Below are 13,617 nucleotides of genomic sequence, written 5' to 3'. Positions count from 1 at the left end.
CAGTCGGTCCCGCAGCAGTCAACGCAATTGGCAAGTGTCGGTGGAATATATTCCTTCAACCATTGCAGCATCACGGGTTAAACCGTGAACCACGATGGAGGCAGCCATGCGCAGAAGAAGCTTCTTACAAACAGGTGCCGCGGTTCTGGCAGTCGCGGGGGTGGCGCTGAGCGGGTCCGCGGTCACGATGAGTGACGCCGTTGCCGCCGAATCCAACGCGTCGAAGCGGCAGGTCATCGATGCCAAGGTCAACGAGACCCTGTCGCGGCTGTTCGAGACGGTCAAAGGTTCAAGAGAACTCGTCGACAAGGCGAACGGCGTACTCGTGTTCCCGTCCGTGCTCAAGGTCGGCTTCATCGCGGGTGGCCAATACGGTGAAGGCGCTTTGCGGGTGCACGGGAAATCGGTCGGCTACTTCAAGACGATATCCGGGTCGTTCGGCTTGCAGGCGGGCGCGCAGTCGAAGGCCATGATCTTTCTGTTCATGACGCAAGAGGCGCTCGACAGCTTTCGCAAATCCAACGGATGGTCGGTCGGTGGCGAAGGTTCGGTCGCGCTCGTGAAGGTCGGAGCGAACGGCACGATCGATACGACAACGGCCACCGAACCCGTCCAGGCGATCGTGCTGACGAATGCAGGTCTGATGGCTGACGTGTCGCTGGCCGGCACCAAGGTTTCTCGACTGAAAATCTGACGACATTGCTTGCAGCGTTTGTCTGACAGGGTCTTGCGCTCGTCGCGCAAGCCCCCCATTTCACGCGCAACGCATCGCAGCTTGCATCTGTGCGAACCCCTCCCGATAGCGAGCGGCGAGGTATGCGGCCGTCCGCCCCAGCAACACCCGGTCGATCGTCAGAGCATCGAGCATTGCTTCCGAAAGCGCCTCGATCCCGACGCTGCCCGGCACGGCCGCTGGCTCCCACGTCGCGGCAAACGCGGACTGTTTCGTCGTGTCATGTGCGCGCGCCGGATGAACGAAATTCACCCGCGGCACACCGAACGCCATCGCGACGATCCGTCCATGCAGGCTGCTTCCCGCATAGGCCGTGGCATCCGCGATCAGTGCGCAGATGTCCCATATCTCCAGCGATCGGAAGAGTTGCGTACGTGAGACCTTCATCCGCTCCGCAATCCGTTCGTAGCACGCCATATCGTCATGCCAAGGCGCGGCACCCGCTCGAAAAAACACAATACCAAGCCCGCTCTCGTTCGACACGCGATCGAGCTCGCGCGCTAGCACACCGAGCGTTCTATCGTCGCCGAAGTCCGCACTGAACTGCACGGCGACATATCCATCGGGAAACGTCCGTTGCAAGTTCGTCACGCCGCTCGGCTCCTTGTGCGCGCGAATGGTCGCGCCGAACAGCTCGGCCACCATCACCGCCGGGTCCGGCACGAGCCGCGCGAGAATGCCCGCCGCGGCGAGCCCGCTCTGCGTGCTGACGTCGCGCACGCTGACGTCGTCGGCTTGCGTGAGCTTCGACAGGACTTCTGCTCGCATGCAGGGGTCCAGCCGCTCGACATCGACGCCGCCAACCGCTTGATAAATGACGCTCGACGCCAAGGGAAACATCTCACGAGACGCCATGTAAGGGGCAAGCGCATCGAGACCCGTCAGCGCTCGTGCCCACGAGCGTCGCTCATCGTGATGTGTATCCAGTCGCGCGATGATCTTTTGTGCCTCGTCCCGCGGCAGCAGCATCACCGCCGCCTCCCAGTCGCCGCACGTCAGGATCTCGCCGCCTGCGTGCACGATATGCACGCGATCCTTGCCGCGTTCGGCAGCCAATTTCGCGAGCGCCTGTACAGCGTGGCCACCGTAGACGCGCAGGTCGCGCTGCGCGAGCCCGGCGAAGATCACGCGCTCGCACGCAAGCAGTTTTGCGACGACGTGAGGGAACAGCAGGTCACCCAGGTTGTGGCGATCGAAGGCGCCGAACAGCACTACCGCATCATGCTTTCCAGTGTCTCGCATCATGATCTGCGACCGACCCTCTGCGAAGGGCGGCTCCGGTGCTCACCAGGTTCCGCTGCGGCGCCACCTGCCGTCGCATTGGCCGGAGCCCGCCGCTTGTCGCGCCATTCTTCCACCTGCCAGGCAATCAGCCCAGGCAGAAAGACGATGATGTCACGAAAACGGCGCGCACCCGCGAGCGCGAGGCAAAGCTGCGGAGGAAAACCAAGCACCGTGCCGATCAGCAGAAATCCACCTTCCTGAACGCCGAGCGCGCCAGGCACAAAGAACGCGACGCTGCTGAGCGCCTGGATCAGCGACTGCAGCACGAGTGCCTGAAGGAAACTTGCTTTGGCCGACAGAAAATAGAGCGCGAGCCACAGCTCGAGCGCGGTCGCGATGCATTGGAGTGATTGCCAGACGAGCAGGTAACGGACGATCACACCGGGCTGATGCCAGAGGTCGCTAATCGACTGATCGATGCGCACCGACTCGCCGACGAGCGAGCGGAATTTGCCGCTGGTTATGCGATTGAACAGCTTCGTCAGACGGGCGAACGGACTCGCTCGCTGCACGAACGAAAACGCCAGAAGCAGCACCGCCAGAATGGCGATGCCGCCTCCGAGCCTGGCTGCGAGGTGCAACGCCGTGGCGCCGGCATGGGCGATCAGATAGCCGATCGCCGCAATGGCGAACAGCATTTCGCTGATCAGCGTCAGCTGGAGATCGACGACGAGGCTCGCCATGGCGGGGGCCGGCTCCATGCCCCATTTGCGCATCATGCGAAAGGTCACGACTTCGCCGCCCACTCGTGCGACCGGCAGCATGCCGTTCACGGACTCCCGAATCCAGACGAGGCGCAGTACGGCGAACAGATTCGGGCGGAGCGGGCCGCGCATCAGCATCTGCCAATTCCTCGCGTTGGCGAGCATCGGCAGAACATGGACCATCCCTGCAAGCGCGAGCCCGGCGCCGGCCGCGCGCATCAAACCGAGCACCTTTTGCGCGTCGACGTGCCAGACGAGCCAGACCGCGATCGCCAGGCCGGCAAGTGCGGCAACCCGGGCGAGATATTTCATAAGCTGGTGGCAGCGTTCTGTCGGATGTTTTCAGATATCGAACCGCGAGCCTCGCTTCGAGCTGCCGCATAATTCGTTCCCCGCGCCGGGAGAATGCTGTGTTATTTGCTGTCTGGCATCAGTCAACGGACCCTTGCGAACGCACGCAGCACAGCGTCGCCACGCGGCGTCACGTGAGGAAGCCGGAAGCCCGAGCCAGCTGGCTCATTCGTGATCAACTGCAGTTCGCGCAGCGCGCCAAGCTCTGCCCGATCCAGATCGATTCGTTCAGGCGCATCCTTCAACAGCAGCAGCGTGGCCACTTCGTGCGGGCTCAACATGTCGCTTACCTCGCGGCGGGAAGGAACGACGGGTGACCAGATCCGGCCACGGCTGCATCCGCAGCACGCGAGAACCGGACCCGGCAGGATGTTTGGAAGCTTGTCGCCTATCGGGTCGACGAGCGGCGTGCGCGAGGCGGACTTCGGCGTTCCGGCGTGTCAGGGGTCGCCTTTGCAACGCGTTCGAGAATGGCGCGGACCATTTCCCCTACGTCTGCTTCGGCGACGGACTCGCCGTCCCGCTGCTCCTGCGGCGACACCATGTCCTCGCTCAGCGTCGGGTCGACGCCCGTTGCGGATGCCGGCTGCTCAGCGGACATGGTGCCCTCGTGGAGCTCATGCGCGTCGTCGTGATTGCTAACGGCGCAGCACGGCGTGATGGTTTCCGACGCGATATCCATCCAGCCGCGCGTGTAATCGGCGAACTGCAGGACGAGCCAAGGCATCAGATCGGCCTGGCGTCTGATCAACTGTTCAGGCGTCTGGGCGCGCCATACGCTTTCCCAGTGCAGCGCGGCACCTGTGACCGCGGACCTGCACGTGTCGACGTTCAATCTCATCAGCGCGCAAAAGCCGGCGACGAGCTGGTTCGGCAGTTGCGACACGTCGGTCGGAACGGATAGGGCAAATGGCATCTGTATTGGGCTGCTCACGGGATATCTCTCAGGTTCTCGCGGACACGGTGATCGCTGCCACTGCGATTCGTGAAGGTCGTTCCCACGCCGGGCCGTCGGTCGGGCAGACGGTCTGAAGCCGTCTTAGAGCACTCATTCTAACTTTGTTAAGTCGGATTCCAATTTTCCAGAGCCAGGGAGTTTCCCCGATATGTGGGAAATGCGCGCCTATGATGAGCGGGCGAGACGCGAGGGAGTCAACCGGAATTGCGAGCGACGGGCGACGAGGCGAGTGCCAGATACTTGCGCCTGGCATCGAGGTTCGAGAGGGAGTTTGCGGTCGATGAACCGTAAGGAGCGGCGCGGCTCAATGCACGGTTCCGAAGAACAGTTGCGCACCCTCCTCCGGCGTCAACCCCGCGGCGAAATAGGCCTCGAGGCGCGTGGCCTTTGCATCGTCGAGCAGAAAAGGCGGCCGGACGAGGCCCGCTGCGACGGCATGGTCATACCATCGGCTTAACCACGCGCGCAATTCGATTTCACTCGCCGATAGCACTTCCATGCGATGTTCTCCCACACCAGGTGTACCCGCGCGACGGGTTCGTTCGAAAGCATTGGTCCAGCTTCTTCGACTACTCGCTGATCAAGCCGTGCCTGATCGCATAACGGATCACCTCCGCGTTATTCGAAAGACCCAGCTTTTGCATTAGCCGCATCTTGTGGGTGCTGATCGTCTTGGCGCTGAGCGAGCACGCTTCCGCGATGTCATTGATGCTCCGGCCGCTGGCGATCAGCTGTAGCACCTGAAACTCGCGATCCGTCAGGACTTCGTGCGGCGGCACGTCTCCCGCATGCTTTTCAAAGACCATCGCGTCGACCAGTTTCGGGTCGATGAAGCGTCCGCCGTCGGCGAGCTTACGGATTGCCGCCAGCAATACGTCCGGATCGCTGTCCTTGGTCACGTAACCGGTCGCGCCTGCCCTCAGTGCGCGCGACGCCACCTGCGCCTCGTTGTGAATGCTGAGCACGAGCAGCGGCAATCCCGGTCGGTCCGAGCGCACGCGTCGGATCAGATCGACGCCGCTGATGCCGGGCATCGTCATGTCGAGCAACAGCAGGTCGATGTCACAGTTGCGAAGTTTGTCGATCACCTCGGAGCCGTGGCCAGCCTCCTCCACCACGATCATGTCCGCGGTAGTTGCGATGATCTGCTTGAGGCCGCCGCGCACGATCGCGTGATCGTCGGCGATGAGGATCTTGATCATGTCCCGAATCCGAACTCGTGCGTGAGGCGCCCGATTGGTGAAGCCTTGGTCCGATCATCTCGCATTCGCAGGATTCGCGGCCGGCAAGTTGCGCCCGGCTAGGTGACCAGCGAAAACGCCACCGGGGTTTCTGCCCGATCGACCAGTTCGTCGAGCCGGTCGACGAGTTGATCGAGCGCCACGAACGTGCCGGCATCGAAACCTTCCGCATGATCGCGGCGCAATTCCTTCAACGTCTGCTGCAAACGTCGTATCGCGACAGGACGGGTGTCGCGCAACGGCCAGCAAAACAGCAGGTAGGTCAGCGGTGTCAGGCTGCGCGCCTCGCACCACGTTTCGAACAGGCGCTGGCAAATTCTGTCGATCTCTTGCAAGCGCCTGCGTCGGTCCAGAAAGTCCGCAATCATTTTGCACATCGCCTTTCGATCTTCGCAAGCATCACCGATGATGGACGAACGGGCGCTAGCGCACAGTCGTCGGCGGCTGCAAATGACTACGGCAAAGCCTGATCCGGACGTCAGGAAATCCTGAATCCCGACACGCGCGGAAGTACGGGGCCGCTGAAATATCGCCTGCGCTGCCCATTACAATGGTTGCTATCCAGGAGACGAATGCGACCGCCATGCACCTTCCTTCGAGCCGCCGAGCGCAAAAACCAACCGCACAGCCAGCCTGGATCGCCGCATGTGTCGCGCTCCTGTTGTTGCCGCTCCCCCTTCCTGCCCAGGACGAAAACCCCGGTATCGCCTTTTCCACGAGCGAGCCCGGCGCATCGCTGCCCGCTGGCTGGAAGAACCTGCCGGTGGTGCGCGGCAAGCCCATCACGCAATACACGCTGGTTCACGACGACCACACCACGGTGCTGCAGGCGGACGCGAACCGCTCCGCTTCTGCGTTGATGCACGAAGGGAATATCGACCTCGCGCGCACACCCGTCGTGGCATGGCGCTGGAAAGCGGATGGGCCGATCGAGGGCGCCGATAACCGCGTCGCGTCGAAGGAAGACGCGCCAGCGCGGCTGATGTTCATGTTCGACGGCGACAAGAGCAAGCTGTCGATGTTCGACCGGGCGAAGATGGGGCTGGCCAAACAACTGAGCGGCGAAGACCTGCCCTATGCGACGTTGATGTACGTCTGGTCGACCAACGCCGCGCCGGGCACCGTCATTGCCAACCCCCGCACGAACCGCGTGCAGATGATCGTGGTCTCCGGTCAGCCCGGCGATGCGGGTCGGTGGCAAAGTCTGCGCCGAAATATCGTGCAAGACTACGAGCGGGTCTTTCACGAACCGCCAGGACGAATCACAGGCTATGGGCTGCTCACCGATACCGACAATACCGCTACCACGACACGCGCCTGGTACGGGGATGTCCAGTTTCTTCCCGGGCCTTGATAACCCGGTGCCGTCGAACTGATCAAGCCGGTCGGCGTGACGCGGCTGGCTCGGTTCCCGACCCGATTCCCCGACCCTGTCCGGGTGTGGCATAACACGTGCTACCAGATCATATTCTTCAGGATCGAATCGCATGAATCATTCGAAACCCGACGACTACCGAGCACCAGACGGCGCGCAAGCCGGTCCATCCATGCCTGACGACTGGGCCCAGCGATGGATCGACTCCGTCATCGACTATGCGGTCATCGGACTTTCGCCGGAGGGCATCATCCGTACCTGGAACGTCGGCGGCGAGAAAATTCATGGCTTTCTGGCTGACGAAGTCATCGGGCAACGCTTCGACATTTTCCACACGCAGGACGATCGCGACAAAGGCAGCGCCGCTGCGTTGCTCGATATCGCCCGCAGCACCGGCCGCTCCGAGTCCGAAGGCTGGCGCATCCGCAAGGACGGGTCACGCTTCTGGGCCAATGTCGTGATCACCGCTCTGACCGACGACACAGGGCGTGTGCTCGGCTTCGGCAAGATCGTGCGCGACATGACGGACAAGAAGACCGCACACGATGCCGTCGTCGAGAGCGAACGGCGCTTTCGCATGCTCGTGAACGGAGTGACGGACTACGCGATTTTCATGCTTTCTCCCGCCGGGATCGTCACGAACTGGAACGCCGGCGCTCGCCGGATCAACGGGTATAGCGCCGAGGAAATCATCGGCTCGCACATGTCGCGCTTCTATACACCCGAGGATGCCGCGGCCGACCTGCCGCAACGGGGACTGTCGATCGCAGCCAGCGAGGGACGATTCGAAGCCGAAGGGTGGCGGGTGCGCAAGGACGGCCGGCGCTTCTGGGCGCACGTGGTGATCGATGCAATCCGTGACGAAGATGGGGCGCTGGTCGGCTTTGCGAAAATCACGCGCGACATCACCGAGCGTATGGAAGCCAGCCGGATGCTGGAGGACACGCGCAAGGCGCTGTTCCAGTCGCAAAAGATGGAGGCAGTCGGCAAACTGACGGGCGGCGTTGCTCACGATTTCAACAATGTGCTGCAAATCTTGCGCGGCAATCTGGAATTGCTCGACAGCCGGCATTCCCGCGACGAATGGACTCGCGAGCGCGTGGCAAAAGCGATAACAGCGGTGGAGCGCGGCTCGAAACTCGCGTCGCAACTGCTCGCGTTCGGACGGCGGCAACCGCTACGGCCGGTCGTCATCAACCTGGCCTCCGCGCTTCGCGGCATGGACGATCTGCTGCGCCGGGCTCTCGACGAGACGATCGACGTGCAAACGGTCGTCGCCGGCGGCTTGTGGAACACCCTCGTCGATATCCATCAGTTGGAAAACGTGATCCTCAATCTGGCGATCAACGCACGGGACGCAATGCCCGAGGGCGGCAAGCTGACGATGGAGCTCTCCAATGCGATGCTGGACGACGAGTACGTCGCCGCGGTGCCGGACATCCAGGCTGGCCAGTACGTGCTGCTGGCCGTCACCGACACCGGCACAGGCATGCCGCCGGACGTGGTGGATCGCGCGTTCGATCCTTTCTTTACGACGAAACCGGAGGGAAGAGGAACGGGTCTCGGGCTCAGCATGGCATACGGCTTCGTCAAGCAGAGCGGCGGCCATATCAAGATTTACAGCGAGGTCGGGCACGGCACGACGGTCAAACTGTATCTGCCCCGCTCGGACCGGCCGGCAGTCGAACTGCCGCCACGCGTCACACCGGCTCCCAAGGGAGGATCGGAAACGATCCTCGTCGTGGAAGACGACAGGAACGTGCAATCGACCGCCCTCGACACGCTCTCGGACCTCGGTTACCGGGTCCTGAAAGCCGACGCCGCGGAGGAAGCGCTCGCCGTATTGCGCAGCGGCGTCCATATCGATCTGATTTTTTCCGATGTCGTGATGCCGGGTCCGCTTCGCAGCACGGACATGGTCGCCCAGGGTCTGCGGCTGCTGCCGCATCTGAAGGTCCTTTTCACGTCGGGGTATACGCAGAACGCGATCGTCCATGGCGGCAGGCTCGACCCGGGCGTCGACCTGCTCAGCAAGCCGTACAGCCGCGAGCAGCTTGCGCGTAAGATCCGTCAGGTGCTCGATGTCGGCGACCCCGTGCGTAGCAAAACTTCGCGCGATGCGGCGCTCGGCGGCCCGGTCGCCCCTTTGCGTATCCTGCTGGTCGACGACGACGTGAACCTGGCTCAAGCGACCAACGAACTGATCGGCTTGCTTGGGCATTCGGGAAAATTCACGACGTCGCCGCGTGAGGCGCTCGAGTGGCTGGCAAACGAACCCTTCGACGTGCTGATCACGGACCTGCGGATGCCGGATATCGACGGTATCGAACTGGCGAAGCAGGCGACCGCGCGAGCGCCTTCACTCCATGTCGTGTTTGCGTCGGGATACGCAAACCCGCAATTGCCATCGATGCCATTTCGCTGGACCGCATTGAGCAAACCGTTCACCATCGACGAACTCGCAAGCGTGCTGGCCGGCGTTCGTCAGCGGAAATGACTGCATTTCCGCTCACCGGCGCGTCGTCGGGAGCCTCTCGCTATCTGACCTGGTCGCCCCGGCGGTCGACAGCGTAGCGCCGGCAGTGCTCCAGATATTCCGCTTCGTTTGCGACGGTCAATTCGACCATGCTGCGCCACAGCCACGATGGCGCCTTGATCGATTTGGGCCAGCTTGCCTGCAGATCGCCCAGCCAGGCTTTACGAGTCGAGGCATCCATCTGCTGCGCATGGGCCTGCCCGATCACGAGCGCAAGGAAATGGGCTGCCTTGACGGCATCAGCTTCGGTGAGCCGGTCCGCGTCGAACTTGAGATCCTGCGGCATCAGTTGGCGGATCACGACCGCCGCTCCGTTCAGACGCGCGGCGCGCATGCGGTCGCCGAGCCGGGGAGTCACATGCCGGGCACCTTCGGCTACGCGCTTTGCGTTGTCGCGGGGCATCGGGGCGCCAGCGTGTGCCGGCGCGGCAGCGGTAGCGGCTTCCTTGATGTCGACTAGACAGGGGGGCCCGCCAGCAGAACATTCTCCATCGATGTCCAGCAACACCGCGTAGCGGCGGCGCCCCAAAGAACTGCACCCCTTGACCCAGAACGCCGCGTCCAGCACCTCGATTTTCGCGTCGCCTGTCGTCGCCGTGCCCAGCACCTCTGCCATCGCCAGGTCCGACTGCGGCGCGAAGAGGGATCGAACCGCCTGCGCTTCTTCTTCTGACAGCGGCCAGAAACGCTTGCCAAGAGGAATGTACGGCGCCGCGCCGTCGATCGTTTGCCGGCCCAGCTTGCGCCACGACTGGTGCAGTGCCCTTTTCATCGCGACCTGCACGACCGCCGGCCGTTGCGCCCGCTTCGTCTCGTTGCTGCGGGTGTCGTCGAAGGCCTGTTGGTAGCCGTCGATGAGCGCTTCCACCATGCAGCTGGTGATTACGCCCGGCAAGTCCGCGCTGCGCGCGGCGGTGGCCAGCGACAGTCCCAGCCGAAGCAGGTCGTGCACAGGATTGCCGATCACGCATTGATCCAGATCCCTGATCTGGACTGCCACGTGACCCGCTGCATCCGCGACCGGGCCGAGATTCCCGAGATGACAGTCGCCACAAATCCACACCGGCGGACCATCGGGCAACGCGCCGGGAGGCTGGCTGTCGAGCCACGCATAAAAGCGCCTGGCGCCTCCGCGTACGTAGTCGTATGCCGTGCGAGCCATTTTCTGCCGGCGAAGCTCTGCCAGTAAAGGCGCCCGTTGGTCAGGAACCGGAAAATTTTTTGAGAACGCCTTTTTCACGACAGTGCTCCTCGCTACAACAGCCATCTGCCACAACCGCGTAGCTAAAACCGTGCCGCACCTGTCTTCAGCGGGCCGCGCGCCCATAGCCGCGATCGTCAAGCCGAACGAACAGACCGACAATCTCCCGGGTGGGTATGCTGGCTGACAAGGTCTCGATCTTGATCGGAGTGAACCATCGGCATCGGGCGATCTCATTGCCGGGCTCAGGTGATATGTCGCGCGCGAACTCGGCCAGGAAAACATGGTGCCGCTTGTTGAGCCCGCCAAACTGGAACAAATACGTCAGGTGGACCTCGACCAAGTTCGTTTCTTCCTCCAGTTCGCGTCGAGCAGCGTCCAGCGGGGATTCGAGCCGTTTTATCGTGCCACCGGGCAGCGACCAGCGCGAGCGCGAGCGAGCGACCAGGAGCAGCTTGCTGTCGCGCACGCATAGGATTGTGGATCGATCTTTCATTTTTGAGTCGCGAGCATTCAGTCGTGGGAGCCGATCGCAGCACGACGAGCAAGCAGCGTGCGCGCCGACTCGGTAAGTCACTGGCAGGCGACGAGGTTGTTCGTCCCAGAGAAAGCTAAATACAATGCGATGCATGGCCCGAAGCACCGTCAAAATCAAGCCGGCTCGTGTCTTCCACCCCTTTGCGGATGGCCCGCGGGGACGAAGTGCGAGCTGCGCCAATCTGAGCGAGCACGCATGCGGAACTCCCACGAGCCGATAGCTGCCTGGCTCCGAGGCGCACTTCGGACGCCGACGCTCAGCGGCTCGTTGCTCGCGCTCGTGTTCTGGTGGCAGTCACTGACGCCAACGCTGATTCCGCGGTCGTGGGTAACGCAAACCGTCGTCGGTGCGTTTTGTCTGGCCATCGGCTACGGGGTAGGCACATTGGCTGGCTGCGGGGTGCATCGGCTGCTGCAGCGATGGGGGCGCGTGCCCGCCAGCGAGAGCCGCCGGCGCATAGCAATCGTTCTGGCGGCGGCGTGGCTCATTGCACTGTTCGTTGGCGCGAAGCTATGGCTCGGCTGGCAGAACGAGCAACGTAGTTTCATGGGGATGACAACCATCGGCTGGTTGGATGGCGTGCTGATGAGCGCGGTGTCGCCGTTGGCGGCGGTGCTGCTGGTGGTCATCGGGCGAGTCGCGGCCCGTGGTGTCGCCGCAGTCAACCGGGTGATCCTGCGCCGCGTCCCGTCGATCGTGTCGGTGCCAGCAACAGCGCTCTTCATCATCGTGATTGGCATCGCGCTCGGTCGCGGAGTGTTTTTTCCCGCCCTCGCCGCGGGCTCCGATCTCGTCCACGAGCCGAGGAACGAGAACACGACCGAGGGAACCCTGTCTCCCACGTCGCCCACGGTGTCCGGCAGCAGCATGTCGTTGGTCGCATGGGACAGCTTGGGACGCATGGGACGCGACTTCGTGGCAACGGCGACAAACAGGCAGGAACTTGCGAAGTTCCACGGATCAGATGCGAGGCTGGTCGAGCCGGTGAGAGTCTACGTGGGGGTGCGTTCTGCGGACTCCCTCGAACAGCGCGCGCGCATTGCGGTCCGCGAGCTCGAGCGCGCGGGCGGGTTCGACCGCAAAGTGCTGGTCGTGTGGATACCCACCGGCACGGGCTGGATCGTGCCCCAAGCCGCCGCCTCGCTCGAGGAACTGCACGGTGGCGACACGGCGATCGTGGCGATTCAATACTCTTTCCTGCCTAGCCGCTACGCCATCTTCGTGGACGCTGGGCTCGCGGACGAGGCGGGTATCACGCTCTTCAACGCCGTTCGCGCACGCTGGTCGACGCTCCCACCGCAAAAGCGGCCGAAGCTCGTTCTGTTCGGCAAGAGCCTCGGCGCCGCGGGAGTGGAAGCGCCTTTCGTGGGAGCGGACGCATCCGCGTCGGTGGCCAATATGGTGGCCGCGACCGATGGCGTGCTGATCGCCGGCGCCAAACAAAGCAACCTCATCCATGCGCAGCTCACTCGCGAGCGCGATCGCGGCTCGCCCTTCTGGCAGCCGATCTTCGATGGGGGGCGCGTCGTACGGTTCCTGAATCGCGATCCGCACCAGGTGGCATTGAATGCGGACTGGCCGGCCCCGCGAATCGTGTACCTTCAGCATCCGGCCGATCCGGCTGTCTTCTGGAGCGTCAGAGCGTTCTGGTGGCCGCCAGAATGGATGGCTCCGCCTCGCGGCTTCGACATGCCTCGCGCGATGCATTGGTTTCCGATCGTCTCGGGCGTGCAGGCGGTGGGCGATCAGATTCATCAACTCGCCGTGCCGCCGGGTTTTGGTCACAACTACTCTTCGGAGGATTACGTCAGCGGCTGGGCCAGCGTGGTGCCGCCCGACGGCTGGACGAAGGCCGACACCGAACGACTCGCCCGTTTCCTCGACAACCTTGCTGGCGACGAAACAGAGCCGTGACCGGGCGGAAGGCGAACAGCCTGGAGTGGCGCTAACGCCACGCCTGGGTGAACTCGCCGATGACCCGCGTCAGATGCGCCTGCATCGCCGCGCGCGCAGCGGCCGCGTCTCGCGCCATGATCGCCGAGAAGATGCGCTGATGCTCATCCTGCGAAGCCGCCCGCAATGCGGGAGTGTGGAAGTGCTCCTCGATCTTTTTCCACAGCGGGTCGGCGCGGGAGTTGTCCCACATCGCGGTCACCACGAGCCGGAGCATTTCGTTTCCCGTCGCCCGCGCAATTGCCAAATGGAAATCACGGTCAGCGGCCTCGTTCGCCGCTTTGTCATGCATGTTTTCGCGCATCGCGCGTAACGCGGCGAACAGCCGGTCCAAGTCTGAATCTTTGCGTTCGGTAGCGGCTAACGCGGCGATCCCGCTTTCGATCACCACCCGCGCGCGCAGCGTCTCGATCGGGCCTAGCCCGCGCGGCAGTTTGAACATGGCGGAGCGCGGGTCCGGCGCGTCTGCCACATAGATGCCCGAGCCGACGCGAACCTCGACCACGCCCTGCACTTCCAGCGCGATGATCGCCTCCCTCACCTGTGTGCGGCTCACGCCAAAGCGTTCGGCCAGCGTGCGCTCGGAAGGCAGGCGCGCACGCGGCCCGACGTCGCCGGCGGCGATCAAATCGTAGATCTGCTTCGCGAGTCCGACATAGGAACGGTCGGTCGCGTCCTCATCGGCACCGCGGCCGTTCGGCGTGTGTGCAAGCTCGTCCATTCAGGATTCCCGAAAGCTTCGA

The 13,617-nt window shown here is 63.2% G+C and carries 14 protein-coding genes; 4 read left to right on the top strand and 10 right to left on the bottom strand.

The features are described 5' to 3' along the window. The first annotated feature begins 106 nt into the window (after positions 1–106). The gene (locus AB4Y34_RS23935) at positions 107–694 is read left to right on the top strand and encodes a YSC84-related protein (protein ID WP_176111187.1); all 588 of its coding nucleotides are present in this window, start codon (positions 107–109) and stop codon (positions 692–694) included. Between the two features lie 60 nt (positions 695–754). Here AB4Y34_RS23935 and AB4Y34_RS23930 read toward each other — a convergent pair whose 3' ends face one another. From AB4Y34_RS23930 to AB4Y34_RS23900, 7 genes are all read right to left on the bottom strand, one after another. Then, positions 755–1,978, bottom strand: a complete 1,224-nt coding sequence (locus AB4Y34_RS23930; protein WP_368717404.1) for a polysaccharide pyruvyl transferase family protein — start codon at positions 1,976–1,978, stop codon at positions 755–757. After that, positions 1,975–3,033: a lysylphosphatidylglycerol synthase domain-containing protein gene (locus AB4Y34_RS23925; RefSeq protein WP_368717403.1), complete on the bottom strand. Its 1,059-nt coding sequence runs from the start codon at positions 3,031–3,033 to the stop codon at positions 1,975–1,977. Before AB4Y34_RS23925 ends, AB4Y34_RS23930 begins: the two co-directional genes overlap by 4 nt. 122 nt (positions 3,034–3,155) lie before the next feature. Beyond that, positions 3,156–3,353: a hypothetical protein gene (locus AB4Y34_RS23920; protein ID WP_176111190.1), complete on the bottom strand. Its 198-nt coding sequence runs from the start codon at positions 3,351–3,353 to the stop codon at positions 3,156–3,158. Between the two features lie 107 nt (positions 3,354–3,460). Further along, complete coding sequence (locus tag AB4Y34_RS23915; protein WP_368717402.1) at positions 3,461–3,988, bottom strand: phasin family protein; 528 nt, start codon at positions 3,986–3,988, stop codon at positions 3,461–3,463. 346 nt (positions 3,989–4,334) lie between these two features. Further along, positions 4,335–4,529, bottom strand: a complete 195-nt coding sequence (locus tag AB4Y34_RS23910) for a hypothetical protein (RefSeq protein WP_176378207.1) — start codon at positions 4,527–4,529, stop codon at positions 4,335–4,337. A gap of 70 nt (positions 4,530–4,599) precedes the next feature. Beyond that, positions 4,600–5,232 carry a response regulator transcription factor gene (locus tag AB4Y34_RS23905; RefSeq protein ID WP_176111192.1) on the bottom strand — a complete coding sequence of 211 codons (633 nt, stop codon included), beginning with the start codon at positions 5,230–5,232 and terminating at the stop codon, positions 4,600–4,602. A 98-nt stretch (positions 5,233–5,330) separates the two neighbouring features. After that, entirely contained in the window at positions 5,331–5,639 is a 309-nt protein-coding gene (locus AB4Y34_RS23900; RefSeq protein WP_368717418.1) for a hypothetical protein, read from the bottom strand. Positions 5,640–5,854: 215 nt separating this feature from the next. On the opposite strand from AB4Y34_RS23900, the gene AB4Y34_RS23895 reads away from it, so the two are divergent. Both AB4Y34_RS23895 and AB4Y34_RS23890 read left to right on the top strand, forming a co-directional pair. Further along, entirely contained in the window at positions 5,855–6,625 is a 771-nt protein-coding gene (locus AB4Y34_RS23895) for a DUF3047 domain-containing protein (RefSeq protein ID WP_176378585.1), read from the top strand. Between the two features lie 193 nt (positions 6,626–6,818). Then, entirely contained in the window at positions 6,819–9,143 is a 2,325-nt protein-coding gene (locus AB4Y34_RS23890) for a PAS domain-containing sensor histidine kinase (RefSeq protein WP_176378586.1), read from the top strand. A gap of 40 nt (positions 9,144–9,183) precedes the next feature. Here the strand turns inward: AB4Y34_RS23890 and AB4Y34_RS23885 are convergent, their stop codons facing one another. Together AB4Y34_RS23885 and AB4Y34_RS23880 are read right to left on the bottom strand one after the other, a co-directional pair. Next, positions 9,184–10,422, bottom strand: a complete 1,239-nt coding sequence (locus AB4Y34_RS23885; protein ID WP_368597214.1) for a DUF2252 family protein — start codon at positions 10,420–10,422, stop codon at positions 9,184–9,186. A gap of 67 nt (positions 10,423–10,489) precedes the next feature. Then, positions 10,490–10,879, bottom strand: a complete 390-nt coding sequence (locus tag AB4Y34_RS23880; RefSeq protein WP_368597213.1) for an NUDIX hydrolase — start codon at positions 10,877–10,879, stop codon at positions 10,490–10,492. 309 nt (positions 10,880–11,188) lie between these two features. Here AB4Y34_RS23880 and AB4Y34_RS23875 point away from each other — a divergent pair, with 309 nt between their 5' ends. Next, positions 11,189–12,835 (top strand): alpha/beta-hydrolase family protein, encoded by a 1,647-nt coding sequence (locus tag AB4Y34_RS23875; protein WP_368717401.1) that lies wholly within the window; start codon positions 11,189–11,191, stop codon positions 12,833–12,835. Positions 12,836–12,866: 31 nt separating this feature from the next. Here the strand turns inward: AB4Y34_RS23875 and AB4Y34_RS23870 are convergent, their stop codons facing one another. Continuing rightward, positions 12,867–13,595: a FadR/GntR family transcriptional regulator gene (locus AB4Y34_RS23870; protein ID WP_176378211.1), complete on the bottom strand. Its 729-nt coding sequence runs from the start codon at positions 13,593–13,595 to the stop codon at positions 12,867–12,869. Positions 13,596–13,617 lie beyond the last annotated feature (22 nt).

The sequence above is a fragment of the Paraburkholderia sp. BR10954 genome, from assembly GCF_040965775.1.
Classification (GTDB): domain Bacteria; phylum Pseudomonadota; class Gammaproteobacteria; order Burkholderiales; family Burkholderiaceae; genus Paraburkholderia; species Paraburkholderia youngii.
Note: the sequence above shows the minus strand (reverse complement) of the source record. Positions and strands in the feature narration are given on the sequence as shown.